Origin of the sequence: Pedobacter chitinilyticus, from assembly GCF_003313385.1 — a bacterium.
Taxonomy (GTDB): domain Bacteria; phylum Bacteroidota; class Bacteroidia; order Sphingobacteriales; family Sphingobacteriaceae; genus Pedobacter; species Pedobacter chitinilyticus.
Genome location: NZ_QMHN01000002.1, coordinates 218704 through 244813 on the forward strand (window position 1 = coordinate 218704; position 26110 = coordinate 244813).

12 protein-coding genes are annotated in these 26110 nt (G+C 38.0%); 5 read left to right on the top strand and 7 right to left on the bottom strand.

The window, feature by feature from the left end; genetic code table 11:
• Positions 1–5: 5 nt before the first annotated feature.
• From DUT70_RS07865 to DUT70_RS07875, 3 genes are all read left to right on the top strand, one after another.
• Positions 6–332 (top strand): HesB/IscA family protein, encoded by a 327-nt coding sequence (locus tag DUT70_RS07865; protein ID WP_113646779.1) that lies wholly within the window; start codon positions 6–8, stop codon positions 330–332.
• Positions 333–453: 121 nt separating this feature from the next.
• Positions 454–1647, top strand: coding sequence for an ankyrin repeat domain-containing protein (locus tag DUT70_RS07870; protein ID WP_205529764.1), 1194 nt, complete (start codon positions 454–456; stop codon positions 1645–1647).
• 98 nt (positions 1648–1745) lie between these two features.
• Positions 1746–3089 carry an ankyrin repeat domain-containing protein gene (locus DUT70_RS07875; protein ID WP_113646781.1) on the top strand — a complete coding sequence of 448 codons (1344 nt, stop codon included), beginning with the start codon at positions 1746–1748 and terminating at the stop codon, positions 3087–3089.
• Between the two features lie 36 nt (positions 3090–3125).
• Here DUT70_RS07875 and DUT70_RS07880 read toward each other — a convergent pair whose 3' ends face one another.
• Entirely contained in the window at positions 3126–3968 is an 843-nt protein-coding gene (locus DUT70_RS07880) for a hypothetical protein (RefSeq protein ID WP_113646782.1), read from the bottom strand.
• Between the two features lie 181 nt (positions 3969–4149).
• On the opposite strand from DUT70_RS07880, the gene DUT70_RS07885 reads away from it, so the two are divergent.
• Entirely contained in the window at positions 4150–6060 is a 1911-nt protein-coding gene (locus tag DUT70_RS07885; RefSeq protein ID WP_113646783.1) for an AMP-dependent synthetase/ligase, read from the top strand.
• A 974-nt stretch (positions 6061–7034) separates the two neighbouring features.
• On the opposite strand, the gene DUT70_RS07890 is transcribed toward DUT70_RS07885, so the two are convergent.
• Positions 7035–9452, bottom strand: coding sequence for an outer membrane beta-barrel protein (locus tag DUT70_RS07890; protein ID WP_113646784.1), 2418 nt, complete (start codon positions 9450–9452; stop codon positions 7035–7037).
• Positions 9453–9633: 181 nt separating this feature from the next.
• Here DUT70_RS07890 and recN point away from each other — a divergent pair, with 181 nt between their 5' ends.
• Positions 9634–11292 carry a DNA repair protein RecN gene (gene recN, locus DUT70_RS07895; RefSeq protein ID WP_113646785.1) on the top strand — a complete coding sequence of 553 codons (1659 nt, stop codon included), beginning with the start codon at positions 9634–9636 and terminating at the stop codon, positions 11290–11292.
• A gap of 14 nt (positions 11293–11306) precedes the next feature.
• Here recN and DUT70_RS07900 read toward each other — a convergent pair whose 3' ends face one another.
• The 5 genes from DUT70_RS07900 to DUT70_RS07925 form a co-directional block, all read right to left on the bottom strand.
• Positions 11307–13340 (bottom strand): fibronectin type III domain-containing protein, encoded by a 2034-nt coding sequence (locus tag DUT70_RS07900; RefSeq protein ID WP_113646786.1) that lies wholly within the window; start codon positions 13338–13340, stop codon positions 11307–11309.
• A gap of 2 nt (positions 13341–13342) precedes the next feature.
• Positions 13343–20425: a hypothetical protein gene (locus tag DUT70_RS07905; protein WP_113646787.1), complete on the bottom strand. Its 7083-nt coding sequence runs from the start codon at positions 20423–20425 to the stop codon at positions 13343–13345.
• Positions 20426–20443: 18 nt separating this feature from the next.
• A complete protein-coding gene (locus DUT70_RS07910) occupies positions 20444–22120 on the bottom strand; it encodes a hypothetical protein (RefSeq protein WP_113646788.1) in 1677 nt (558 codons plus the stop codon).
• A gap of 70 nt (positions 22121–22190) precedes the next feature.
• Positions 22191–23885 (bottom strand): collagen-like domain-containing protein, encoded by a 1695-nt coding sequence (locus tag DUT70_RS07915; RefSeq protein ID WP_162926590.1) that lies wholly within the window; start codon positions 23883–23885, stop codon positions 22191–22193.
• Between the two features lie 118 nt (positions 23886–24003).
• On the bottom strand, positions 24004–26109 hold the full coding sequence (locus tag DUT70_RS07925; protein WP_113646791.1) for a tetratricopeptide repeat-containing sensor histidine kinase: 2106 nt from the start codon (positions 26107–26109) through the stop codon (positions 24004–24006).
• Position 26110 lies beyond the last annotated feature (1 nt).

The window sequence follows — 26110 nt, forward strand, 5'->3', positions numbered from 1 at the left end:
ATATCATGATTACTATAACAGATAAGGCAAAAGATAAGATAGACCACCTGATGCAAGATTCGCAATTGGGCTCTGATTACTTTTTACGTGTTTCGGTAAAAGGTGGCGGTTGTTCTGGTTTATCATACAATCTTGATTTTGATAACGAAGAAAAAACTGGCGACCAATTTTTTGAAGATCGCGGGATTAGAATAGCCTTGGACATGAAGTCGTTTCTATACCTAGCTGGTACGGAGCTTGACTTTTCTGATGGCTTGAATGGTAAAGGCTTCAACTTTGTTAATCCTAATGCGAGCAGAACCTGCGGTTGCGGGGAAAGTTTCTCTGTTTAAGTTTTTAAAACATACTATAGAAGGCATTGCTACACCGCAATGCCTTTTTTTGTTTATTAACAACTTGAAAGAGTTGAGAAATTAAATGATATTCTATCAATGGCAGGGCTTGGTATAAAAATTGAGCAAACTTTATCAAAAACCATTGCCCATGATTTTACAAGCGATACAATCTAAAAATTTCGACGAAGCAAAACAGCATCTACTCGCTGGAGAAAAACTCGATCCTTCTATCAACATCTATACTAAAAGTCAGCTCTTTGATACTTTACTCAAAGAAAAGCAGTTCGATATCTTTTCACTATTGGTAGCCGATAAAACGATTGAGTTAGACATTTACGAATACGACAGTTTCAACAACTCCATCTTCGATAGAATTTTATACACTTTAAATACCGATGAAGATTCGTTGGCTTTTCTAGACGATTTCTTTTCCAAAGTTGAAAACATCAATGATGAAGTAGCTGGAAAAACACTACTCTCCTATTTTCTCGAAAAAGAAGCTCCCTTAGCATTTATCTCAAGTTTAGTGAATGCTGGCGCTGACGTGAATTTTAAAAACAATGCCGAAGAAGGCTATTTACACCAAGTGGCCAAAACCTATGCTAGAAATGCCGAATTGCTAATCAGCTATATCAAATTTCTAACAGCACAAGGGCTAGACGTTAACGCTGAAAATGTTGTAGGACAAACGCCTTTACATTTAGCGATTGATTTGAATAGAAAAGAATTGGTAGCACCCTTACTTGAAGCGGGTGCCGATCCCAGTCAATTGGATAAAAAAGGGAAGAGCAGTTTTTACCTAGCCGTTGCCGAAAAGCTTGATCCAGAAATGTATCAGCTATTAAGCCAATACGGAAGTCCAGATTTTGATCAGCTCAATAAAGATCAGGTGAGTCTATTTTTCGAATACGTACGAATGATTTATAGCGACAGTGAAAGAGAGCTTCAACTGTTGGCCGAGCTTTTAAAAGATGGTGCCGATCTATATCAAGCGAACACCTATTACGGCAGAGCAACGACTCCCATAGATCTGATTGCAGAGAAAAAATCTGAAATACTACAAACCGTACTTACTAATGGCAACATTGACATTAACCGACAGGATGACGAGGGGAATACACTTTTACATAAAGTTTGTGCCTACAATGTGAACTATGAAGCAGATAAAGCAAAAGAGACTTATCGGAAAGTAAAGCTATTACTGGAAAACGGCGCAGATAAAAATATCAGCAACAATAAAGATCAAACAGCTTTGGCACTTGCCAGCGATGATAACCTGAAAATTAAAACGGTTGAGTTGTTGATGAAATAGTGATTTTGTTCATCGTTCACCTGTTCATTGGTTCATTAGTTCATTGGGTTATTGATCATTTAAAATTCAAAAATTTACTTATTTAATATTTCTCTCTTATGTCGATGTCATTTATCATTGCCTGCGAATCAGGAAAAAGAAAAATAGCCGAGCTATTACTTAGCAACGGAGAAGCGGACCCAAAATATACCGATGAAAAAGGAAGAACAGCACTTCATTATGCTGCCCATCATGGCTTTTTAGATTTAGTAAAAATGCTGCTCGATCATGGTGCCGATATTAATTACGAAGATCAAGCGGGAGAGACACCGCTGTATTTTGCATTGCTACAAAAGCAAAAACAAACTGCTCTCTATCTTCTAGAAAATGGGGCGAGCACAGCAATTAGAGATCATAAAGGCAATAGTTTATTGCATTTGGCCGCCATTTACGGACAAGTAGAAATTTTGGATAAATTATTAACCACTGATTTATCGGTAGACAATGGAAACAATCTTTCACAAACGGCCTTACTGCTCGCAGCTGGGAACCGAAATCGCCAAATTATTGAGACGCTTTTGGCTAAAGGAGCCGATGTAAACACCACTGACAAACAAGGCAATTCGCCTTTATTGGTGGCCGTTGCTTCGAAAAATCTACCCATCGTTGAACTGCTACTCCAAAATGGTGCCGACATCAATCATAGCAATCACAATGGCGAAAATGCACTACTATTGGCCTGTTATGATACCAATAGGATGATGATTAAACTTTTGGTAGAAAACGGAGCAGATGTACTGACGACCAATAAAAATGGTTTGTCTCCAATTTGGTATGCTTGTGCACATAATCAGAAAGAGATTGTGGAACTTTTCTTGGATAATGGCGTTGATGTAAATTATGCCAAACCAGTTGTGCCTTCCGATCATTCCATGTCGTCGTACCTTGACTGGGTAGAAACGGCTACTAATTTAAGTAACGATTCCAGTTTTACACTCAATCACACCTACAGTTATGGCGGTGAAAGTTTAATGCATGTAGCCGCAAAGAGTGGCCATATCAGTATGATTAAATTATTGCTCAACAAAGGGGCTAACATCAACGTACAGGATGAAAGTGGAAATACGCCGCTACATTATGCAGCCGCCAATGGCAAAAAAGATATGGTAGCACTGTTATTAGAAAACCAAGCTGACCCCACAATAGTGAATACCAAAGAGCAAAAAGCTATTGATTATGCCAATATTAAAGGCTTTAATGAAATTACGGAGTTACTGCTTAAGTATGGTCCAGCTAATTCTGCTGCGAAAATTGCTGAACCTGTTAATACCACAGCAGAAAAGCCTGCCAGTGGAGTTGATAAAAAGCAAGCGTTATTGGATTTAAAGGAACTATTGGATGCAGGAATTTTAACGCAGGAAGAGTTTAACTCAGAGAAAACAAAAATCCTTCAAGGAAATTAAATAAAAAAGTCCCGCACATGCGGGACTTTTTTGCTATCAATAGGCTTCAAAAACCATATTACCAGAGAAATCTATTTTATAGGTACCAATCTTATTTCCGTTACCATCTTCTACAATTTGGTTGCCAGAAAAATCTTTTTTATAAATTCTTATCACCCTACCAGAACTGTCTTCCACCACCTCGTTGCCAAAAATATCCTTTTTGAATTTCCCTAGCACATTTCCTTTTCCATCCTCTAATATCGTATTCCCAAAAATATCTGTCTTACGGATCAATTGAACTTCACCTCTCCCATTTTCTACAATATCATTTCCGAAGATGTCTTTTTTGTATTTAGCACTCACCTCTCCTCTTTCATTTTCTACCACAGTATTTCCAAAAATATCTTTCTTATAAATCTGTTTTGATCCGTTTGCACTTTCAATCACATCATTCCCAAAAATATCCTTGCTGAACTTTTTAATCGTCTTCCCACTACCATCCTCTACTATCGTATTGCCAAAAATATCTTTTCCATATTTGGCTAAAGTTTTACCATTGCCATCTTCAATAATGGTGTTGCCAAATATATCTTTTCGTTGTTTAAATTGAGTTCTCCCATTGCCATCTTCAATTATATCATTGCCAAAAATGTCTCTTTTAAATTTAGCTATGGTTCTGCCGCTTCCATCTTCGATAACCGTATTGCCGAAAATATCTTTCTTATAAACACGGTGACCAGATTCATGTTGGTTTTTTAGCCAAACTCCCAGCAGCAAATCTTGCGCTAAAACAACGTTGGTAAGGAAAATTAAAGTGATGGTGAGCGATATATATCGCAAAGCAGACATTCGCCTTTTCCAAAAGGCAAACATCCCAAATTCATGAGTTTTCATCATTCAAGTTTTTTATTTGTGTGTAACTCAAGATAGCTAATTTCAGTCCATAAACAACTACGTATCAATTATTTTATGCTGCCATTATTTCTCATTTTTTACCAACAATCATCAATTCATTTTGTATTATTAGTTACAATGCTTTATCATTGTCGGTTAAAACCCACCAAACAGTAAATGTAACATGGTAACATTCAACGAATTTTCTACCGTACCTTCGCTATTACGCAATGTTGTGCAGCATATCCATACACCTGAAACCACTTTTCTAATCCATAAAAAAGGGGCTGAATGGGAGGAAATATCATTTAAGGAAACGTTGGCAAAAGCTGATGCTGTTGCTGCTTTTTTTCTTGAGAAAGGCATTGTTAAAGGCGACAGATTGGGCTTGATGATAGAAAATTCGCCTGAATATGTTTTTTACGACCAAGGTATACAGCAAATTGGTGTGATTAACGTTTCTATTTACCCTACCCTTTCTGAGCAGGAAGTTGCTTATATCATCAACGATTCTGGCATTAAGGCGATTTTGGTTGGAAATCCATTTTTATTTAAGAAAATCTTAAAAGTTGCGGAGAACTGTAAGGAACTTAAATACATTATTCCTGTCTTTGCAGATTTTGGTAAAATTTCAATTCCTGAGGATTTAAACATTGAAGTGATCGATTATCAGGATATTTTAAACAGACCTGTTAGCGACACTGAAAAAGCCACCATTGACCAAATGCGTAGTGAGGTAAAACCAGCGGATGTTTCTTCGTTGATTTATACTTCGGGTACTACAGGGACACCAAAAGGTGTAATGCTAACTCATAATAACTTTGTAGAGAATGTGAAGGTATGCCTGGAGCAAATCCCTGTGATTGACGAAACCGAAACTTTTCTTTCGTTCCTACCTTTGTCTCACGTATTTGAACGCACTGCTACTTATCATGTTTGCTGTGCACAAGGTTGTAAAATTGCTTTTGCTCAAAGTTTAGAGTTATTGGCCAAGAATATGGGTGAAGTAAGGCCAACGATAATGAACTGTGTACCTCGCTTGTTAGAGCGTATCCACGACAAAGCGATTAAATCTGGTACCGCAGCGGGAGGTTTAAAGGCAAAGATATTTACTTGGGCCTTGGAAACTGGAAGTGCCTACAGAGAGAAAAAGGAAGCGGGCAAAAACCCTGGATTGGTGTTGAGCGGTAAAAAAGCATTGGCAGAAAAATTGGTTTTCAGTAAGATTAAAGAGAAAACTGGTGGCCGTTTAAAGTTCATGATTTCTGGTGGGGCTGCCCTACCTAAAAATGTGGGTGAGTTTTTTGGAAACTTAGGCATCAAGATATTGGAAGGCTTTGGCTTAACGGAAACCTCTCCAGTAATGGCGGTAACTGAATATCACCGACAGGTATATGGCACTGTTGGTCGTGTAATTCCTGGGATTGAAATAGGCATACAAAATGTAGATACTAAGCAAATGTTAAGTATACAGACTCACGATACTTTTAACGAAGCCTTTGAGTGTGAAGAAGGTGAAATTATTGTTCGTGGTCACTGTGTAATGAAAGGCTATTTTAACAAGCCTGCGGAAACAGCGGAGGCTATTGACAAGGATAACTGGTTCCATACGGGTGATATTGGTCGTTTTTACAAAGGTAACCTACAAATTACGGACAGGCTGAAAAATATGATCGTAAATGCTTACGGTAAAAACGTATACCCTACTCCAGTAGAAAACATTTACTTGAAAAGCCCTAAAATTGACCAATTGTTTTTAATTGGTGATAAACGGGAATACATTACGGCCATCATTATTCCGAACAAGGAAACTTTACAGGAGACTTTTAACTTGAAAGAAGAGTTTTTCCAGCGTGAAGGCGATTTTATTGATGAGCAGGAGATCAACGATTGGATGGAAAAGGATATCAAGAAAATCAGTAATGAGTTAGCGAAATTTGAACGGATCAAGCACTTTAAAATCAAGCGTAATCCGTTTAGCATTGATGAAGGAGAAATTACGCCAACGTTAAAAGTTAAGCGTCGTGTGGTGGAGAAGAAGTATGCTCCAGCTATTGCTGAGATGTATGCAAAGGATAGTGCTGAAGCGGAGTAGTTTAGGAGATTCTTCGCTACCGAAGAATCGGTACAGGTTACCCTCTGAATGACAAAAGAACAAAGCTCCTACTTAATTATCAATAATACCCACCCCAAAGATTAGAAGCACAGCCCTTTTGTCATTCCGACGAATGGAGGAATCTCTTGTAAACATTGCACAGTCCTGAGATTTACTTCGTAGCTGCTTGGCGGTCTTCGCTACCGAAGAATCGGTACAGGTTACCCTCTGAATGACAAAAGAACAAAGCTCCTACTTAATTATCAATAATACCCACCCCAAAGATTAGAAGCACAGCCCTTTTGTCATTCCGACGAATGGAGGAATCTCTTGTAAACATTGCACAGTCCTGAGATTTACTTCGTAGCTGCTTGGCGGTCTTCGCTACCGAAGAATCGGTACAGGTTACCCTCTGAATGACAAAAGAACAAAGCTCCTACTTAATTATCAATAATACCCACCCCAAAGATTAGAAGCACAGCCCTTTTGTCATTCCGACGAATGGAGGAATCTCTTGTAAACATTGCACAGTCCTGAGATTTACTTCGTAGCTGCTTGGCGGTCTTCGCTACCGAATAATCGGTACAGGTTACGCTCTGAATGACAAAGCAACAGCGCCAAACGAAGATTAGAACCGTATTCAAAGATTTCTATCCCGAAGAATCGGGACAGACACTCCGAATTGTCAGAATGCGAAGTCGAGATGACGGTCTTATTAGTTGCAAAACCTTTTGTTATTTAAACGGGATAGCAGCGAAAATCCTTTTTGCTTTCTTGTCATTCTGAACGCTAGTGAAGAATCTGTAAGTTATTGCACATAATAGGTAGATTCCTCGTTCCTCGGAATGACAGGCATACAAGCAAAAAGATTGTAGCGGATGGCCCGACGAACATTAACTTCAGCACTAAAACTGCTTTACCAATAAAAAAGCCGGACATCGTAAATGACGCCCGGCCTCGGTATTACTCAAAAATTAATTGCTTGATTTCTTGGTATCGTCGTTATTGATACTACGTTCGCTCTTTTTGATAGATCCTTCGAACTTTCCAAATTTCCAGTTTAAGCCTATACTTGCACGTCTAAAAATGTTCTCACGGATACGTTCTTGGGTAAAATTCTCTCCTTCGGTATAGTTTCTATAGGCTCTATATTGTTTGAAAGGGTTCGACACCATGGCAGAAAAGGTCAATTTATCTTTAATAATGTCTTTGCTACCGCTAAAACCGATGTAGTAGTAATCGTTTGATTTACCTTGCAACAATACGTCTGGTGCGCCATAGTTCACAGATACGCTTGCTTTCCAAGTCTTTTCAAATTTATAACTGGTATTAAAGTTTACATATCCAGTTACACCATTATTTTTTGTCAGATTACCGTTAATCAAACCTTCTAATTGGATGTAGTTAAGATTTCCGCTTAAGTTTAAATTCCATTTGGCAGTGATAGGATAGTTAAAGTTAATGTTTGTACCTACCAACCTTTCTTTACCAATGTTTTGCGAGGTTACCCTAGTGATATTTTGTGCTTCTGCGAACTCAAAAACTCTCTGTTGTGTGTTGTTAGCAAAATTGTAGGTTAAGCTTATGTTGAGTGAACCTTTTTTAAAATTGCTATAGGTTACTTCAAAGTTATTGCTCAACACGGCCTTCAAATCTGGGTTACCAAAATATTCGAAACCTGGTCGAGATTTATCTACGAAAGGATTAAGATCCCAAATACCTGGACGCTGAATACGTTGGGTATAACCAACACTAAAGCTCTGGCTATTTTTTAAACTCTTGTTAAAGGAAACAGATGGAATAAGGTTAAAATAATCTGTTTTTACTTTTGAGCCAGTACTTTCGAAATTACCCGTTACGTAAGTCCCTTCTAGGCGTGCTCCAGCTTTAAAAGTCCAATCTTTTACTTTAAAAGTATAGGTATTATAAATGCCATAAATGTCTTGATCATTACTGTAATTATTGGTTTGGTCTGGATCAATTACATAACCATTTTGGGCAGCATTGTATTCTAAAAACTGGAAATTACTTTTGCCACTTCTCAAAATTGCTTTCACTCCCGCTTCTACGGTAACTACTTTAAATGGGTTAATATAATCTAACTGTGCGGTTTGCTCCATTGACTTGCTGGTGTTGTCTTGCTTATAGTTAATTCCTGTAAAATTAACTGCATTAGAGAAACGTACATCATTAAGCTGAGGCTCTGAACTATCGAAAAGTTTATATGAAAACGTTAACAAATGTTCTTTTTTATCCTTGAAACCGCGTTGATAGTTAAACGTATAATCGGTTCCTCCCCACTCGTACCTCGTTCTGCTATCCATGTTATAACTCCTTATTTGCGTATCCCTAACGTCAAAAATCTGGCTTAAGTCTTGTTGGTTATAACCTCCGTAAGGATTAATTTCTGCGGTAATTAGGTTCAATGAGTCAATTTCATAGCTCAGCTCACCGCCACCCCAGCCCCAACGGTTATCAATTTTTTGTAGACCTTCAGAATAAAGGCTAGTACCTTCAGCCGTTCCTCTACCAGTTCTACGGTCGATGTTTCTAATGCCCTTTACTCTCCATACGCCAGTACCACCATAAGCATTTACACCAAAGTTGCCTTGTTTTAAGGTGAAGTTTGCGTTACCACTAGGACCACCTGGAAATTGGTTACGCATATTTACGTTTCCGTTGTAACCATTATCTGTTTTTTTAGAGGTGATGATGTTAATTAAACCTGCCAAACCTTCACTTTCATATTTAGATGGTGGCGTGGTAATCACTTCAATTTTCTGTACCCCATTGGCAGGCATGCTTCTTAAATATTCCTTTGGATCTCTGGTTAATATCCCTGATGGTTTACCATTGATAAGAATACGGTAATTACCTGTTCCTTTTAGCTTTACGTTATCATCGGCATCTACCGACAATAATGGCACTTTGCGCATCATATCCAACACGGTAAGCACTTTACTTTCTGGATCTGCTTGGGTATCGTAAACAATACGATCTGGCTCCTGCTTAATAATAGGCTTACTGCCCACAATGGAAACTTCATTCAAGTCGTTCCCCTGTGGTTTCATTAAAATTTTGCCCAAGTCGGTTTCGTTACCAACTTTTATGGCAATTTGTTTAGACTTATAGCCTAATGAACCTACAATTAATGTATATGGACCTGGGTTTACTGCTGCAAAAGAAAATTTTCCTTGTTCATCGGAAATGACGCTTTTAACGACTACCGAGTCTTTTTTAAGTGCGATGGTAAAATATTCTCCAGGTTTTTGAGTAAGGCTGTCGATGACAACACCTTTTACCTGCACTGCTTTGTCTTGTGCTTTGAGGGCGGTAGCGTTAAAAAAGATGCAAAGCATCAAACTACATAAAAATAAAAAGGATCTGCTCATTGTGTGTTTTTGTTTGGTCAGCAAAAAAGTTTTGCATCGTTCATCCCATCAGACGTAAAACATTTCACAACGTTGCACCATTATCAAAATAAAATCTGAAATACACTCAAATTCAAGCCAATAAATTATCTATGAGCATTAATTTTTTTAAGCCTGTTGTTTTCTTAATTTAGCGGGAGATATGCTACAAAAACTTTCGATACGCAATTACGCTTTAATTGATACCCTAGAAATTGATTTTGACCGAGGATTAAACATCATTACGGGTGAAACTGGTGCTGGTAAGTCGATCATTTTAGGGGCTTTATCACTTATTCTAGGGCAAAGGGCAGAAAGTAAATACTTTTTTAACCAAGATAAAAAGTGTGTGATTGAAGGAAGTTTTTTTCTGGCAGACGAACAACTGAAATCACTGTTTGAAAATAATGATGTAGATTTTCAACAGGAAACAACTCTGCGTAGAGAGATTGCCATTGATGGTAAATCTAGAGCGTTTGTAAATGATACGCCTGTAAATTTAGCAACGTTAAAGCTGATTGGAGAAAATTTGATTGCGATCCACTCTCAACATGCTACGTTAGAAATTAGCAATGCAGATTTTCAATTATTGATTCTGGATGTATTGGCTAATCATCAGTCCTTACTTAAAAGCTATAAAGAAGGTTTTAGACAACTGAGACAAACTGAAAAACAACTTGCTTTGTTGACTGAGCAAACCGAAGAAGCTAAGAAGAAGCAAGATTACGAACAGTTTTTATTTAACGAACTGGAAGAAGCGGCTTTAAAGGAAGATGAGCAAGAGCATTTGGAGCAGGAGCTGGAAAAGCTCACCCATGCGGAGAGCATCAAACGTTCTTTAATTGCAAGTGCCAACTTGATTAGCGAAAGCGAAACTGCTGCGATCAACCTTGTCAAGGAAGCTGGTTTGCAACTGAATAGCATTGAAAAATTTGATCCAGCGATTGCGGAAATCAACGAAAGATTAAAATCTACGTTGATTGAGTTAAGGGATATTGCCAGTGAAATTAGCGGGATAGAGGAAAATACGGAACACAATGCTGCCCGCATGGAGACTATTCAGGAAAGATTAGACCTGTTTTACGCTTTGCAGCAAAAGCACCGAGTGGGCAGTAATGCCGAATTGTTAGCGATACAGGAACAGCTTTCGCAAAACCTAAATGCACTACTGAATAGCGATGAGCAATTAGAAAAACTTCAGCAAGAAATTGATGCGCTAAATAAAGATTTGCGTCAACAAGCAAAGGAATTAGATGGCAACAGAAGAAAAGCGATGGTCATTGCTGAAAAAGAAGTTGGTGCGGCATTAAAGCAAATGAATATGCCTAATGCTTCGATTAGTTTTAATTTGACCGAGCAAGCACAGCTAAATAATAATGGTATGAATGAGGTGCAGTTATTATTTACCGCCAATGCGGGGCAACAAGCCGCTCCTGTTGGCAAAGTAGCATCGGGTGGTGAGCTTTCGAGGTTAATGTTAGCCATTAAAGCTTTATTGGCTAAACATACTGCTCTGTCTACCCTTATTTTTGACGAAATTGATACTGGAATTTCTGGCGAGACTGCCCTACGTGTTGGCGAGGTGATTGATGCCTTAGCACAAAACATGCAGATATTGGCCATTACCCATTTGCCGCAAATTGCATCGAAAGGTAATTCGCATTATTTTGTTTACAAACATGAGAAAGCCGACAAAACCACCACAGGTATTAAGAAATTGGATACTGAGGAACGAGTAAATGCTATTGCAGAGATGTTAAGTGGCAAAAATCCAGGTGCTTCGGCATTGCAAAATGCGAAAGAGCTGTTAAATGTCTCTTAACTTTTTTGGTTTTTTCATTTATCTCTAACAACTTTATAAGTTTCTTTGGAGGGCAGCGACACCTTTCCATTTGCTCCCACCGTTTTTAAATAGTAGTAATTATTTTGCGTGGCATCAAAACTTGTATCATTAAAACTTAATGCGCTATGGTTAAGCGTTGCAATTTTAACCGCATCTTTACCTCTTACATATCGATAAACTTCGTAACTGGCAACACTACTTTGTGGCGCTTGCCATTGTAACATGACACTTTTTAAATCGGCACTATAAAATGATTTTAGGTTTGCGGGCGGGTAAACCATTTCAAATTGGTTTGTACCAAGCTCATTGCTAAAGCTGCTTTCAACTCCAGATAGATTAACACTTGTAATTTTATACTCCACTGCCATATCATTGAGCTGTATTACATCTTTGTAAGAGTTCTTTAGCGGTAATACCAACGTTCTATTAATTTTCGCATAAGCACCTGTTCCTACTTTCCTGTAAATATTATAGCCCGCAGCAACTGAACTGGCGGTTTCATCTTTCCAAAAAATAAAAATGCCATCATTTACTTTATTAATATCAATTAATGTTGGCTGGGATGTAATTGTATTTTGATTCTCGACATACACGATGGTTGAAAAATTGCTTCTAACGTTACTCAAATTTTCGGCCACAACAGCATAACCTATTTTACCCGATAAGTTGGTTGCGGTATCGGTGTAAGTATAATTTTGTTTGGCCTTTGCATCCACATAAATCATTTCAGTTATTGGCTTTAAAGCACCCGCTACTTCGTTAGTTCTGTATACATAAAATCCTCTGCTATCTACCGCGTTATCTCTCCATGAAATGACATTACCTTCTTTAGATTTTGAAACAGTTACCTGTGATGGTAATTCAGATTTTGTGCTCTTTTGAGATAGTGCATAAATTTTAACGCTTCTTTCGGTGGTTTGGCCTATTCTATCGTTCACCACCAGATAATAGTAATATTTTTGTCCAGCAATAATATCTCTATCTATATAATTGTAACCTGTAGTTGATTTGATCAGTTTGTAGCCATCTTCATACGCCGTAGAGCGAAAAATATTTACCACACTGATAAAATCGGGTTTTATAAACGACCAATTGAGGGTCACCGCATTTTTAATGGAATCGGCAGATGCCGTAAAAATTTTAGGGATCAGAAACTGCGAATCTACAGCGGCGATTTGGATGGTATCTGATACTACATTTGCACCACCTCCAAATCTATTAACAGGTGTGATGGTGTATTGATAAAGCGCTTCTTTACTTACATTCTGGTCTTCTAAAGTATAAATCACACTGTCGCCCTTTTGTTCGATGCTGTACGAATTAAGTAGTCTTTTAAAGGGAATATTGATTCCTTCACTTCGTTTTACGAGTAATACTTCAGGCAATTCTCCGCTTAACTTAGCTTTCCATTCCATTCTAAATACCTCGCCCGTAATTTTTCGCCCTGATTTTTTAGGTTTATTAACGATGAATTTATCATTTGCTGAAACTGGCAATGAAGTATATTTTCCCATTTCGGTACCATCAGCTTTTAGTTGTATCACTCTGTATTGATATGACACTTCTCTTTTTGCGGTAGTATCAACCAATAAAAGATTAAAAGCCATTGCCATAGGCTGCTGCGTAAGTTGTACTGAAAGCGAATCGAAATTAAATTTCATTTTGAAAATAGGCCAAACCTCTGCAATGTTGTACGCAGTAATTGGATTATGCTCAAAAGCATTGTTTATTGCTTTTTGATAATTACTTTGTAATTCGTTAAAAGTTGCTGGCGTGCTAAATTTATACAAGGTTTGCCAAGTGGTTTCTTGTACTGTTTTTCTATCCAACCTAAAACCAACAACTTCACCATCAGGATGGGCTACTGAGGCTGGTTTAAAGATATTATAAATATAATTGCCCTTGTAGCCGTTAAATGCAGCTGGAACTTCTTTTAGGGCATTTGCATTTAACCAAAATAACGAAACTACAGCTGGTAATATCTTTTTTAAACTCCTCATCATGATATTCATTTTTAAACTCTTCATTTTTATAGGAAATCGACTTTGAAATCTTTGGCACTAAACGAAGTATTCTCGATGGCAGCACCTAACTGTATTTTTACTTTTTTATTAAATTCGATTTTTTTACATGGTATCGGGCTACATACTTCAAACAATCCAGCATCCCAGCAAGGTGTTTGACAGCTACTGTTGCATATACCTGCACCTACATAGGCACTACCATTTAAATCGAACGTTAATTGTGCCTCTGCACTAAACGCAGGTGTCAAAGGAGATAAAGTACCTATTAAATCTGCATAAGCATCTACCCCCAAACTTATCCCAGCGCAAGCCAAGCCAACACTGGCGCCTGCACTTAATTTCACAAAAGCCCCCACCCTGCCACCAACGGTAAAACTTGTATTGTCGACGCCTTCGAAAAAATTAGCTTTAAAATAAGCTGTTGCAAAAAAGCCATGCTTAAATTCCATTTTTGCAATGGGTTCTAATGGCAAATCAAATTGTGGAATACCTGATATCGGCATTTCCGCTGACAGGATAAACAGCACACCTTTTACATCACCAAAAGTTTTATCGGCTTGTGGAGGCAGGCCCCTATCTGCAAAATGTTTATAGAATGAAGCTTTTTGAGTTGGAGTAATGGTTGAGTTACCCACCATAAAACCTATACCAATTTTCTTAAAAGGCGTATTTTCTACATCGGCTATGCCATTGCTAAACATGTACCAACTGCTGCTTCCTAACTTCATTTCTATATCTAAATCTAGGGTAGCAAAGCTTGTCTTCTGATTTACATGTCCAGAACCGATCAAAGCCTTTTCCTTAAAATCATATACGATACTCAAACCCTGAACCCCTCCCGCATCCATATTTTGCACCCCGATATTTGATGAATTAGCCACCACATCACCTTTGATGGTAAAACTCATTGGCGATGGATTCACGCCTGAAGCCCCAGTAAGATTACCTGAAAATGTAAAGTAATCCCATTCATTATTGGTGACCTTACTCGTGCCAGTAGCCTTATCCAAATAGCTTTCACTGGTATTGGCAATTTTTGCTTTATAGCTATCGTTGTGATTCATGACGCTATTGTTGTAAGTTAAATAAACCCTTGGCGTTGCATTGTTAATTTGTGTTGGAATGAAAAGTTTGGTTTCGCTTTTGTTTTTAGTGAGCTCTACATCTATTTGGTAGCTTGCCGATGGATCTTTATCAACTAAAACACCTTTTAAATACAATTCTCCACCACTGAACTTTTGGTCTTCGGGCTTATCAGAGAATTTCACTAACATTCCTTTGGTGTCTAAACCTAAGTTTGTGAAAGTCTTTTCGTGTACATGCTTTAAGTTTTTATTGGCATCTGCCCGATAAGTTAAATCGTAAACAACGGCATCAAGCCCAGTAAATCCAGGAATATCCATATTTAAATCGCCCCTAATAGTGAGGTATTTCGATGTTCCCCAAATGGTACCTGGCTTAAATTTGGCAATTTTATTTAAGGTAACTGGCGGTTGATTTTCGTCGAGAATTAACCTCGTATCGTTTTCATTGTCTGTATCGTAAAGATTGATGTTCTTAATTTGAATGACATCGGTAGGCAATAAATCATCCAATCCTTTTAAACCAGCTAGGTAAGTTTCCTTATCGCTTGATGGCTTAGCCAAAACTGATACTGACCAAGCGGCCTTTTCTTTAGAATAGCCTTTATCATAACCAAAACTTACCAACGCCTGGCTACCGTTTATGCTAATTGGAAAGGCATCTAATAGTTTTAAGTTGGTTACACTAAATCTACCAAAACCTATTTTATTGCTAAAGATCTGCAAATCGTTAAAAGGAATGGTTAAGCCTTGAGCTGCTAAGTTTCCATTGGTATAAAAACCTTTTGCACCATATTTCCACGTGGTCACACTTAACTCCCAATCTCGCAGTTTAATAACAAAAGCTTGTTCTTTAGATGAATTGAAGCTATTGGTGTTTAAAGTATAAGTTGCTGTGGCTAAACCAAACTTAGAGACTCCTTCTAAATTTGGAGCAATTACCCCCGTAAATTCAATACCCGCATTCGTTAGCGTTACTTTTCCGTCTGGAGTAATGGCAATATCGTCTGCACCATAAAATATAGGCTTTTCTTTTGCCAAAGTAGAAACCACATATTTATCCGCTAGTAAATCGGAATTAGCAGTAGAAAATGTGCTTAAATAAGGCGTAACTTTTGTTTCGGGAAGGGCAACTATTTGTGTATAACTCGCATCTTCCTTATTTAGATAAAGGTAATTTTTATCGCCAGTATAATCAGAGCGAGAATTGCTTACGCCTTTCGAAAAAGAAGTTAAATCTAAAGCTACCTTACCCATAATACTGCCTTTTTCTTGCTCCGCTTTTAAATAGAGCCCGTTTTTGCTCATTATTTTCACCTCATAATTATTAAATAATTTAGCATCAATACTATTTTGCGCAAAAGTCATTTCATTTACGGGAGCCACAACGGTGCCTCTACCACTAATTTTAAATACATCGACCAATACTTTGTAAAATTCCAATTTGCCCGTTGCAGGCGTTACTTTTAAATTGGTGTTTGTACCAGCGCTTGGATCCAATCTACCCGAAATAAGGTATTGCCCATTGTTTTGCTTAACAGCGGCAATGAGCTCCACAGGAAAGCCATGTATGGATTTGATATCCAGATCGGATATTTTTAGGTTTAGCGTTGCTGATAATGTACTGGCGCCATAAGAATAGCAATTTTTACTATCGCCCAAAAAGCCTTCTTTAGTAATGCCAACATAAATATATTTACTTAATGGCAATCTTCTAATGACCCTGGTATCGGTACTGGCAAGTGTAACCAAGGCAAGCGGCCCATTACCATAGGGGTTTACAATTTCATATTCATCATCGTCCATCCCATCTATAAAATAATTATAGTTAGATGCTTTTCTCGTTGCCTTTTCGAAGGTTCCAAAAAGGCCACCATTCGATACATATTTCATATACTCCTCAGTTGCTTTAATGGTTAAGGTTGCAGCTGGTTCTACTTCTACTGTGATACTTACCGGCGATGTTCCATCGGAATGTACCTGAGTTTTCGCGATGGTATAGTTAACATCATCTGGAACAACCCTCAAATCAAACTGAGAACCTCCCGTTGGTATAAGTACTTCGGTATACGGATTACCAAATGATAATTGTCTTTGGGTAAAATTGCTTGTGTTTAGCACGTTTACCTTGCTTGGCAAATATTTATTGGTGCCTTTTATTTTGCAACTTACATTGATTACATGCTGATTGTAATCAACTTTTAGCGTGACGTATTTGATTTCATTTACATTACTTGATGGTGTGATACTTTGATATACGGTAGTAGTTTTATAATTAACCCTATCGTCAGGAATGATGGTAAAACGAACCGACCCCGTTGGTGATTGCACCGCAGCACCAATAACGTAAAGTGAATTATAATCGCCCCAACTAAAATCATCTCCTACGATAATTCTGGCACTTATTTTTTTACCTGCATTATCTACCACATAAGCAGATAAATTAACTGGCAAGTCCATGAAAACTTTACCTAAATTACCACGTTGGCCATTTAACAAAGGTTTACCTTCTTGCACTTTTACGTAAGTAATTAAAAACCCCTTTTTAGTTAAGCGCAATAATTTCCAGCCATTGGCTTTTTCATTTACATTTTCGAAAAGAAAACGACCATTTGTTTTGGTGATGTCGTCATCCACAGGAGTTTTACCTACTAAAAAATTTGCTATTTGCGTATGATTTGCGGTACCTGCCAAACCAGTCATATCAAACAGTTCTACATAAACACCAGACAATACACTTGTACTGGCATTAGTACTTGGATACACTGCACCATCAATGTAAGGCACTAATGGTGTTAGCGGAATGTGGGTAAAACCGACGTTAAAATCTGAGGTTAAAATGGTCTGATCATTTGTAAATGCGCCTTGCTTTGCGCCCTCCATCCTATCGGTTGAAGTTAGATCCCAAGCATCCTTAGTTACAAAATTATCTTGACTGGTACTTGTTGGTTCGGCAATGATAAAATATTTTTCACTCGCATTTTTAGAAACCACTAATCTATTGAAAACAAATTCTCCCATTTTACCAGCATCAGTTGATGAGGTCGTTTTATCTATGATTTCATAATTTTCACCATTATTTATAATGGTTTTCTTAAAATAATTACGATCTGGATCTCCAATATTAACAGGTCTTTCTAAGTAATTTGAAGCGTAGAATTGCTCATCTTTAATTTTACGACAGAGGTATACATCTAAACCTCCTTTTCGCACAAGCTGTCCTCCCTCCATATACCCCACTTTAGAAATATATTTATACTGTCGTACCGTTGCTGTTAGCTCAGGCAGGATGATGTTCTCTTTTTGGTTATATTCAATGGAAGTAGGTTCCGAAAAATAATAATCACTAGACACCAATATCACCAAGTGCGCCCCAGCGCTATTAAAGTCATTATAATCTGCTAAACCTACATCAAAACTATACTCTCCGTTTTTTTTAACAGTTGTGGTATTGATTATCCTTTCATCTTTTAAAATAGTACCTTCTTTAAAAAAATCCTTTGAAACCATATTTCCTTTAACCAAGGTTAGGGTTGTACCTTCAGGAAGCGGCAATTTGGCGTTGGTTTTACCATAGCTATTTTTCCAATGATAAACATACCTGCCTGAGATCTTCATACTGATAAACTTAGGCCCAAAGGTTACTTGTTCGGTAAGGTTACGATAAGCAAAATCGGTAGCGGCAAAAGTGGTGGCTTTACCTTGTGCATTGCTCACATATCTCGGACTAAAATACAAGCCATCCTGTTCATCATTCGGTTCGAAATAAACGGTATAACCATCATTAATTTTAGCACCTGCTACTGCCATTTTTGTAAATGCAACATTAAGTTCGCCAGTGTTTTTGGCATCAATGTTATTCACTCCAACCACAGTATAACTCGCTAAATTGCTGCCCACTACAACGGTTTTACCCTTCGCAGTTGTGGCCGTTTTATAGGTAGGAATTTCCTTTTTTACGCCAACTAGGTTGCCTACCTCACCATTTAACAGGTTGTCGTCGTTGCGTAGCAGATACATTTTGCCTTTAAAATCTCTCTGGCTATTCGACTGTAGTTTCACATTGGCATTGTAACCATATATTTCTACTGTTTGCTCATCAAGTGTAAGGCTGGTTTTATCTGAATTCGGAATGATGTACCAGTTAGGATCGGAGAAGCGATTATCATTAACCCTTACCACTAAACCTTCTACCAAAGCATAAGGAGCAGTTCTGTTTGGAACGACAACATTAGGATCTAGTACTTTAAATTTAGATTGATCGATGGGGATGTTTAATTTAAAATTGCCCATTGCATCGGTAGTGCCGCTTGCAATAACAGTTGATGAAGATAATTTGGGAGCTCCGTAAGGATAAATCTGTAAATCGCTCACCAAAGCAACACTGTCTTGCATCTCCAATTTAGTTATTTCCGCTCCGTTCTCTATTTTCGTTATTTTTCTGTTTACCCTATATTTCGGCGCCAATAAGGTTACTTTTAAAATCTGGATACTTTTATTTGCCAATGGATAACCTCGCTCCTCTGAGCTTAATGCGATATCGGCGTTAGGGTTAACTTGTAGTTTATTTCTTTTTGCGCTGCCCGTAATGTAATCTTTATAGAAATTATATTTTAAACCTCCCGATAAGGCTATGGTATAATTAACAATTGCTTTTTCATATTTTATGGTAAACTGACGTTTTTCGGAAATGGTACCGCTAGCTACATCTTTCACATACCATTCGTAACTGTTTTCGTCTTTTAAATAGTCTTTTAGTTGTTGTGAGGTTTTATAGGTGATATTTGTGGTATTAGTAGGTACTGCAATACCAACGTCTTTAGGATTAACAGGCGCAGCATTCATGCTTCTAAGCGCCCTTTTTTTCGCGGCGGCTTCCGATACACTATCTGCCTTTTTTTCTTCAGGCGTTTTCACTCTTATTACATGTAGCTCGTATTTATTAGCACTATAGTTTTGCTTCATTGCAATACCGTTATAAAAGCCTACATTATCGTTTTGTGAGCTGTTATCTGTAAATATCCAATCGAACTTTAAGTCGTTAAAATCTTTATACCTTCTTTTTAATTCAGGAGTATTTAATGTAAAAGATGATGGTACAAAAGCCCTCTCGCCATACCTAAATTCGGCAGCCGTACTTACCCCATTATTTTTAAATACAATTTTACCAGCAGGATCATAGGCTTTAATCCGCCATGCGTAGCGCTGCCCTACCGCTAGCAAAGCGGCTTCCGACGGTTGTAATATGGTGCTCGTACTAGTATAAACATCTCTATCAACCAATAATAACGAAGTAGAATTTAAAATTTGGTTAGGGTCTTTTCTTTCCAAAGGAGGCATTGCTGCAAGCTGAAATCTGTAAGCGATACCTGCTTGCGGGTAATTACTCATCCAAACAAAGGGCTGACCTGTAAGTGCTGGTATAGTGGTATTGGCAAGCGGGTTAATTAAAACTGGCGCATCTGGATAAATAATGCTCAGCGATGAGCAGCCCATAGGTGCTGTGGCAGATAGCACCTGATTGCTGCCCATATCTATTGCTCTTATGCAAAAGCTATAATTGCCTTCGGGTAGCCGGGAGGTTTGTACTATTTTTACTTTATCTACACCATAAACATTTAAGCTATTTAAATCGAAAATATCTTTTAACGCCAAACCATTAAGTTGTTTGGTTTCGTTTGGCGCCAACACTATTGGTTGTAAAGGCACATAGTTAGATCTTGTTGAGATTTTAATACCGTTATCGCCCACCAATTCTCCAGCTAGTTTGATATTTTTTTGTGTGGCTGTTAAATTTTGGACAATCAATAATACTTTAGAAGCATTTGGACCTGCATAATCTGAATAGAATGGGGAATACGGGGGTGAAATAGTAACCGTAATATTTACAGATGGCGCAGTTGGTGTTTGTGCTAAAACATCCGACTTTCCTAATACAAAAATCATCAACAACAATAAAATTGCTGCTTTTTTAATATTGGCTATAAAATGATAAAAATTGGTCATAATATTGATGATTTTGCATTAAAAACTGTGCACTAAGCCAAGGTTTGATCTTAGTTCATTAAATGATGGCATTACCATATCCTCAGCATTACTTTTTAAATAAATAAGTGCAAAATTGGCTGCATTACGTCTACTGAATTGGTAAGTACTGTTAAAGTTTGCGTTGAATATGTTCCCAACATTTTGCCCGTTATTTTTTTGCCACTGGTAACTGGCAGATGCGCCCAATCCAAGTTTCCCCTTGGCCAGTGCTTGGTTGATGCCTAGGGTTGGACCGTAGAAAACAGAGCGCCCAGCACTCATCTCGGCCGTGGTGTAACTTACATTAGCACTGGCACCAAAATATTTCTTGGGCAAACCAAACTGATAAGAAAAGTTGAGCATCTTACTATCAGATTGACTATTTGGTCTAGTAAAACTATTCAAGTCCACCAGCGATTGTAAATTGCCTATCAATATAAAACCATGAGACACTAGCTCATTATTGATGTTATATCTCAATGATGAACTTAAATTATGGTTGGTTCTTGCCACTCGAAACTGGTCGATGATTGGGTTTAGACCACGATCTTGTGTAATGCCAAAATTGGTATATCTCAAATCGATACCATAACTCGGTTTATTATAAGAGATGTTTAATGAGCCTATTTTTCGATTGGAACGAATTGCTTTATCTTTTAAAACATTATCATTCTGCAAGCCAAAGCTACCTCCAATTTGCATTCGTCCTTTCATTAGCCTTACCATGGTTTCTATTGTATAATTTTGTACGTCGGTTTCGAAGTAATATGCTCCCATACTTTTATAATCGGGGTCTACCCTGCGATACTTTAATTTGATGTTATAGTTAGTAGCATTATAGCTTATACTAGTTTGTCCTGCGGTCAGTAGCTGCGTTGAGGAGTTAAGCGTCACTAAATCTTTAATAAAATCTACTTTGTCTAGTTTTAAGTTTTTAACGGTATCTGATAATACGTTTCTGGTATAGATACTTCCCGCAACATCCATATCAAATACAAATCTTTTCAAGAAACTGAACTTAGATGAAATCCCTAGCACCATATTTTCTGATGGATTTAAGATGCCCGAAGTAATGGGCTGGGTAAGAGAATTAGGGTCGTCTTTTGCATTCAGAAAGATTACATCAACGTGGTTACGCTCCGTTCCCAATCCAATTTTAGCACTATAGCCTGTACGTTTGTAGGCAGGTTGCTGTGACAAAGCTAGTGGTTGATTAAGGTCTTCCTCTATTGCCTTATTAAATCTTCCATAAATAAAACCCAGTCTCAACTTCCCAGGATTAAGTTCTATGCCTCCTCCCAAAAAATTATGTCCTGCCAAAGTAAAAGGCGAAAACTCTAAACTACGCCAACCTGCGTGTACGGTAATCCATTTATAGGTTGGGCTAATGCCGTATTGGTTAAAAGGCTGGGTATAGCTTCGTTGCTGATCACTAACTACTATCGAGAACGGAAAAGAAACCCCATATAACGACAATGTGGGTGCCCCATTAAAAATATAGTTAAAATCTCTTTGCCTAGCGGGGATCCCTTTTACATTATAAGTACCTAAACCTATGCCCAAACTGCCACTTAAAGCAAAAGGCTTTTGCTTTGCGATTTGCGCAACATCTTGTGCTACAACCACAGCTTGAACTAAAATATTTAGAAAGAAGATGATGAACAGCCTTTTCATATGCATTAATAATTAAGGTTTAATGGTTAAGCTGATGTGTACTGAAATATCACATCAGCCCTTTAGGCTATTATTTCAACTTTATAAAATCTTTATCGCTTAAATTGAGCTTTTGCATAGTTTGCAACATGGGTGTATTTGGATTGATGTTGCTTAAAGTTCCTGTTGAGCTTGGCGGCACAACAACTATCCTTACTTTATCAATATTGATTAAAGAAGGCGACGTTGTATTGTATTTGGAAATAACTCTCACTTTTGCTGTGGTGGCATCAATCCGTAAGCTATAATTATAAAAATAGCTTACCCCAATGTTATAATCGGTAAAATTTAGCTGTTTCCAATTAACCACCCCTGCTCCGTTATTTATACGTAAATAGACGAGTACTGTACCTGTTTGTGCAGCAGCAATATGGGCCGCAGGGATATTGTAGACTGAGGTAGAGTCGTTATAATTTCCATTCCTACGCATCATCAGATTTCTAACATCAGTGGTTTCGTAGGCCCAATCAAACGTAGCCGCATCAGCAGTTTCCAAGGCAATTACATTCGAGTTGCCGTCTGCTCCTTTTAAACTAACGCCAGGATATGGCCATGCACCGCCGTTTTTAGGTCCGTACATGGTATAAGTAGTCAAGTCGATGTAGTAATCGCCGTTATTGCCTTGTGTATTTTGTGGAGGGCCACCGCCATTTAAAATGGTATTTCCATTGGTACCGTTAGTTCCATTTGCACCATCGGCACCTTTTAAACTAGTACCTATGCCCCAACCTAAATTGGCATTTTTTGGTCCGTACAGCATTACAGGTAACCTAGAAATGTAGAAATCTCCAGCTTTACCCAAGGTTGGGTCTGGTGCTGTCTCTCCACTATAAATTACAGTTCCATCTGTCCCTGCTGGGCCCATTGGTCCCTGCGCTCCATCAGCACCACGCAATAAAACTCCAGCTCCCCAACCTATATTGTCTTTTGGACCGTATAATAAATAATTTGTTTTATCTAAATAATAATCGCCTAAAACACCAATAGATAAGTTAGGTGCACCTAAGCCCGCATGGGTTGTACTGCCATTGGTTCCATTTGTACCGTTAGTACCGTTTGAGCCCCTTAAAGCAGTAGGGCCTCCCCAACCCGCGGCGGTTTTAGGCCCGTATAAATTACCTGTATTTTTATCTAAATAATAATCGCCATTTACGCCTAATGTAGTAGCAGGTGCGCCTGTACCACTGTGCATAATACTACCATCTTTACCAGCTGGCCCAGTTGGCCCTTGTGCGCCATCTGCCCCTCTCAATAAAATTGGCACGCCCCAACCCGCAGCCGTTTTTGGGCCATAGAGCAAAAAGTTGGTTTTATCAAGAAAATAATCGCCATTAATACCTGTTCCTATCGATGGCGTTCCGTTGCCACTTAAGGTTGTACTGCCATTAGTGCCATTGGTACCGTTAGTTCCGTTAGTACCATTAGTTCCGTTGGCTCCTGTTGCACCCATTAAGGTTAGGGGCGTCCCCCAACCTGCTGCCGTTTTTGGCCCGTACAAATTGCCATTGCTTTTATCCAGATAATAATCACCGTTTACGCCAAGTGTGGTAGCGGGCACACCCGTTCCGCTGTACATAATGCTGCCGTCCTTACCTGCAGCACCTACCGCTCCTGCGGGCCCTTTGGCACCTGCAGGTCCTTCGGGTCCAGTTAAACCAGCTTCCGAGCAAGCATTAAACAATAATGCTATACATATAACAGTTAGGAAAAAATTGCTTTTTCTCATCGTTCTATAAATTTTAGATCTCTGAATTTATAGAAGTATGAGGTGCAAACTGGTAAGTTATCGATGAAGGGAAATGAATAATCGATAAAGGGAAACTAAAGCTATCGTTGGTGAAGGTTTATTGCTTTTCAGCGAAAATTACCGACATCGTTGTCCCCGATTCATTGCTAGTAAACTGCAAGGTTGCACCAACTTTTTGCAATAGTTCCTTCACAATTAATAAGCCATACCCTGTTGATTTGCTTTTGATATGCGTATCGTTCATCAGCTCTTTTATCTTCTCCACTGGAATCATTTCTCCCTGATTTACGATGGCAATAAATGCTTGATTTTGCTCATTAAAACCTGTGCTTAAGCGAATGGCTGTTCCTTCAAAGGAATGGTTGATTGCATTTTGCAATAGATTTCTCAAGACGATAGTCAACAGGTTTTCATCGCTTTGCACACGCTTAACCTCCAAATCTCCAATACTAATTGCTATATTTTTTGCATCGGCTTGATTTTGCATTAATTGTATCGCATCCGTAAATAAGTCATCAATAGCGATTGGAGCGATCACTAATTCAAAGTGTTCCAATTGACTTTTAGACCAAATTAGCAAATCTTCCATGGTAGCCAATAACTGTCTGGATGATTGAATGAGTTTTTGCTGATGTTCTTGTTTATTTTCTGAAAAAACATCGGGGTTAGCTTGCTGCAACTTTAAAAAAGTAAAAAGTTGACTTACAGGGCTTCGTAAATCATGTGATATTATGCTGAAAAGCTTAGCTTTAGTTTGGTTAGCATTACTTAATTGCTCGTTCAAGATATCCAGTTGATTATTTTTTTGAGCTAGCAGTAAATTTGCCTTCTGTTTAACTCTATAACTATATAAAATGCCACCCAATGCCAGCAATAATAAGATGGCGCCACCAATCAATAACCATCTAGTTGTTTTTTCTTGCCGTAACTGTAAATCCTTGATGTCATTCTCTTTATTGAGCGAAACTATTTTCTGCTGCTTAAATTCATTTTGAAATTTGGCCTCCATTTCTGCCAAATTCAACGATATTTTACTTTGATTTAAGCTATCCGACAAAGCGATATATTGATTAAAATGCGTGTGCGCCGATTGCTGATTTCCTGACAAGATCTCTACGGCAGTAAGTGATTTTAATAAATCTACGTATTGCTGTTTATTATATGTTTTTGACGCATTTTCCGCCAACTTATAATACTTAATGGCTAAAGGATAATTCTTTATTTCTTTGTAATAATCGCCGTAAACCACATTTACTGATGAAGTAAGAATTTCCTTATTATCTTTTTTCGCTTGTACATCAGCTTTATCTATGTATTTCTTCGCCTGTGCAAAGTTGCCAGTTTTCATTTCTAAAGCGGCTATCTCAAGACTAGAGGATACGAGTTCTGACCAAGTGCCATCAATCTTATGCAACAGTTCATAATATTTTAAGGCTTCCTTTTTGTCATTTAATTGTGAGTAACTGCGTATAAATTTCCCTAAAGCGGTAACATCAAAAATATTAGAAAGGCCTAAGTATTGCTTTGTTTCATTTAAATACTCGATAGCCTTTTTGGGCTGCTTCATTTGAATGTATATCTCCGCTACCATCGATAGCATCACAGCATAGTCTAACTTTAGTTTCACAATTTTGGTCGTATCTGCAATTGGCTTTTGCAGCTCTACGGCTTTTAAGAAATTACCTAACGCAATACTGTAGTAAAACTTTTGTTGTTGGTTATAAATACCCAAGTTATAGTACGTATTAGCTTTAGTTTTTAAAGTATCATTACTTTCAACAATCAATTTCAGTTTCTGCGCCGCGGAATCGGCCTTTGTTTGCAAGCCAAGATAATGGTATAAAACCACCAAATTTCCTAGCGGCTTTAAACTCTTCTCCAGCAACTTTGCTTGCAGTGCTTCATCATAAGCAATTTCAAAATGTTGCTGTGTTTTTTTGAAGTCTTGTTTATAGTAAAATCCAGTACCAATAGCCATATTAAAAGCAAATTTAAATTCATGGTCATTTGCTTTCGCCATTTTTAAACCGCTTTCACCTTCATTAATCAATGCTTCTAAAGTTTCAGGCTTACCACTGAAAGTGGCCAAAATCTGTTCACATTTTTTTTGCTGCTTCTTTAAGCTAGCAGAATGTTGGTCGCCTTGCGCAAACGCCAAAGTAACCAAGCACATTAGCAATAGTGTAGATAGGTAGTTTTTCATA

What these genes read in the sequence shown, in the direction of transcription:
- DUT70_RS07865 (WP_113646779.1), top strand. Translation starts at nt 6, where the DNA reads ATGATTACTATAACAGATAAGGCAAAAGATAAGATAGACCACCTGATG.
- DUT70_RS07875 (WP_113646781.1), top strand. Translation starts at nt 1,746, where the DNA reads ATGTCGATGTCATTTATCATTGCCTGCGAATCAGGAAAAAGAAAAATA.
- DUT70_RS07880 (WP_113646782.1), bottom strand. Translation starts at nt 3,968, where the DNA reads ATGATGAAAACTCATGAATTTGGGATGTTTGCCTTTTGGAAAAGGCGA.
- DUT70_RS07885 (WP_113646783.1), top strand. Translation starts at nt 4,150, where the DNA reads ATGGTAACATTCAACGAATTTTCTACCGTACCTTCGCTATTACGCAAT.
- DUT70_RS07890 (WP_113646784.1), bottom strand. Translation starts at nt 9,452, where the DNA reads ATGAGCAGATCCTTTTTATTTTTATGTAGTTTGATGCTTTGCATCTTT.
- recN (WP_113646785.1), top strand. Translation starts at nt 9,634, where the DNA reads ATGCTACAAAAACTTTCGATACGCAATTACGCTTTAATTGATACCCTA.
- DUT70_RS07900 (WP_113646786.1), bottom strand. Translation starts at nt 13,340, where the DNA reads ATGAAGAGTTTAAAAATGAATATCATGATGAGGAGTTTAAAAAAGATA.
- DUT70_RS07905 (WP_113646787.1), bottom strand. Translation starts at nt 20,425, where the DNA reads ATGACCAATTTTTATCATTTTATAGCCAATATTAAAAAAGCAGCAATT.
- DUT70_RS07910 (WP_113646788.1), bottom strand. Translation starts at nt 22,120, where the DNA reads ATGAAAAGGCTGTTCATCATCTTCTTTCTAAATATTTTAGTTCAAGCT.
- DUT70_RS07915 (WP_162926590.1), bottom strand. Translation starts at nt 23,885, where the DNA reads ATGAGAAAAAGCAATTTTTTCCTAACTGTTATATGTATAGCATTATTG.
- DUT70_RS07925 (WP_113646791.1), bottom strand. Translation starts at nt 26,109, where the DNA reads ATGAAAAACTACCTATCTACACTATTGCTAATGTGCTTGGTTACTTTG.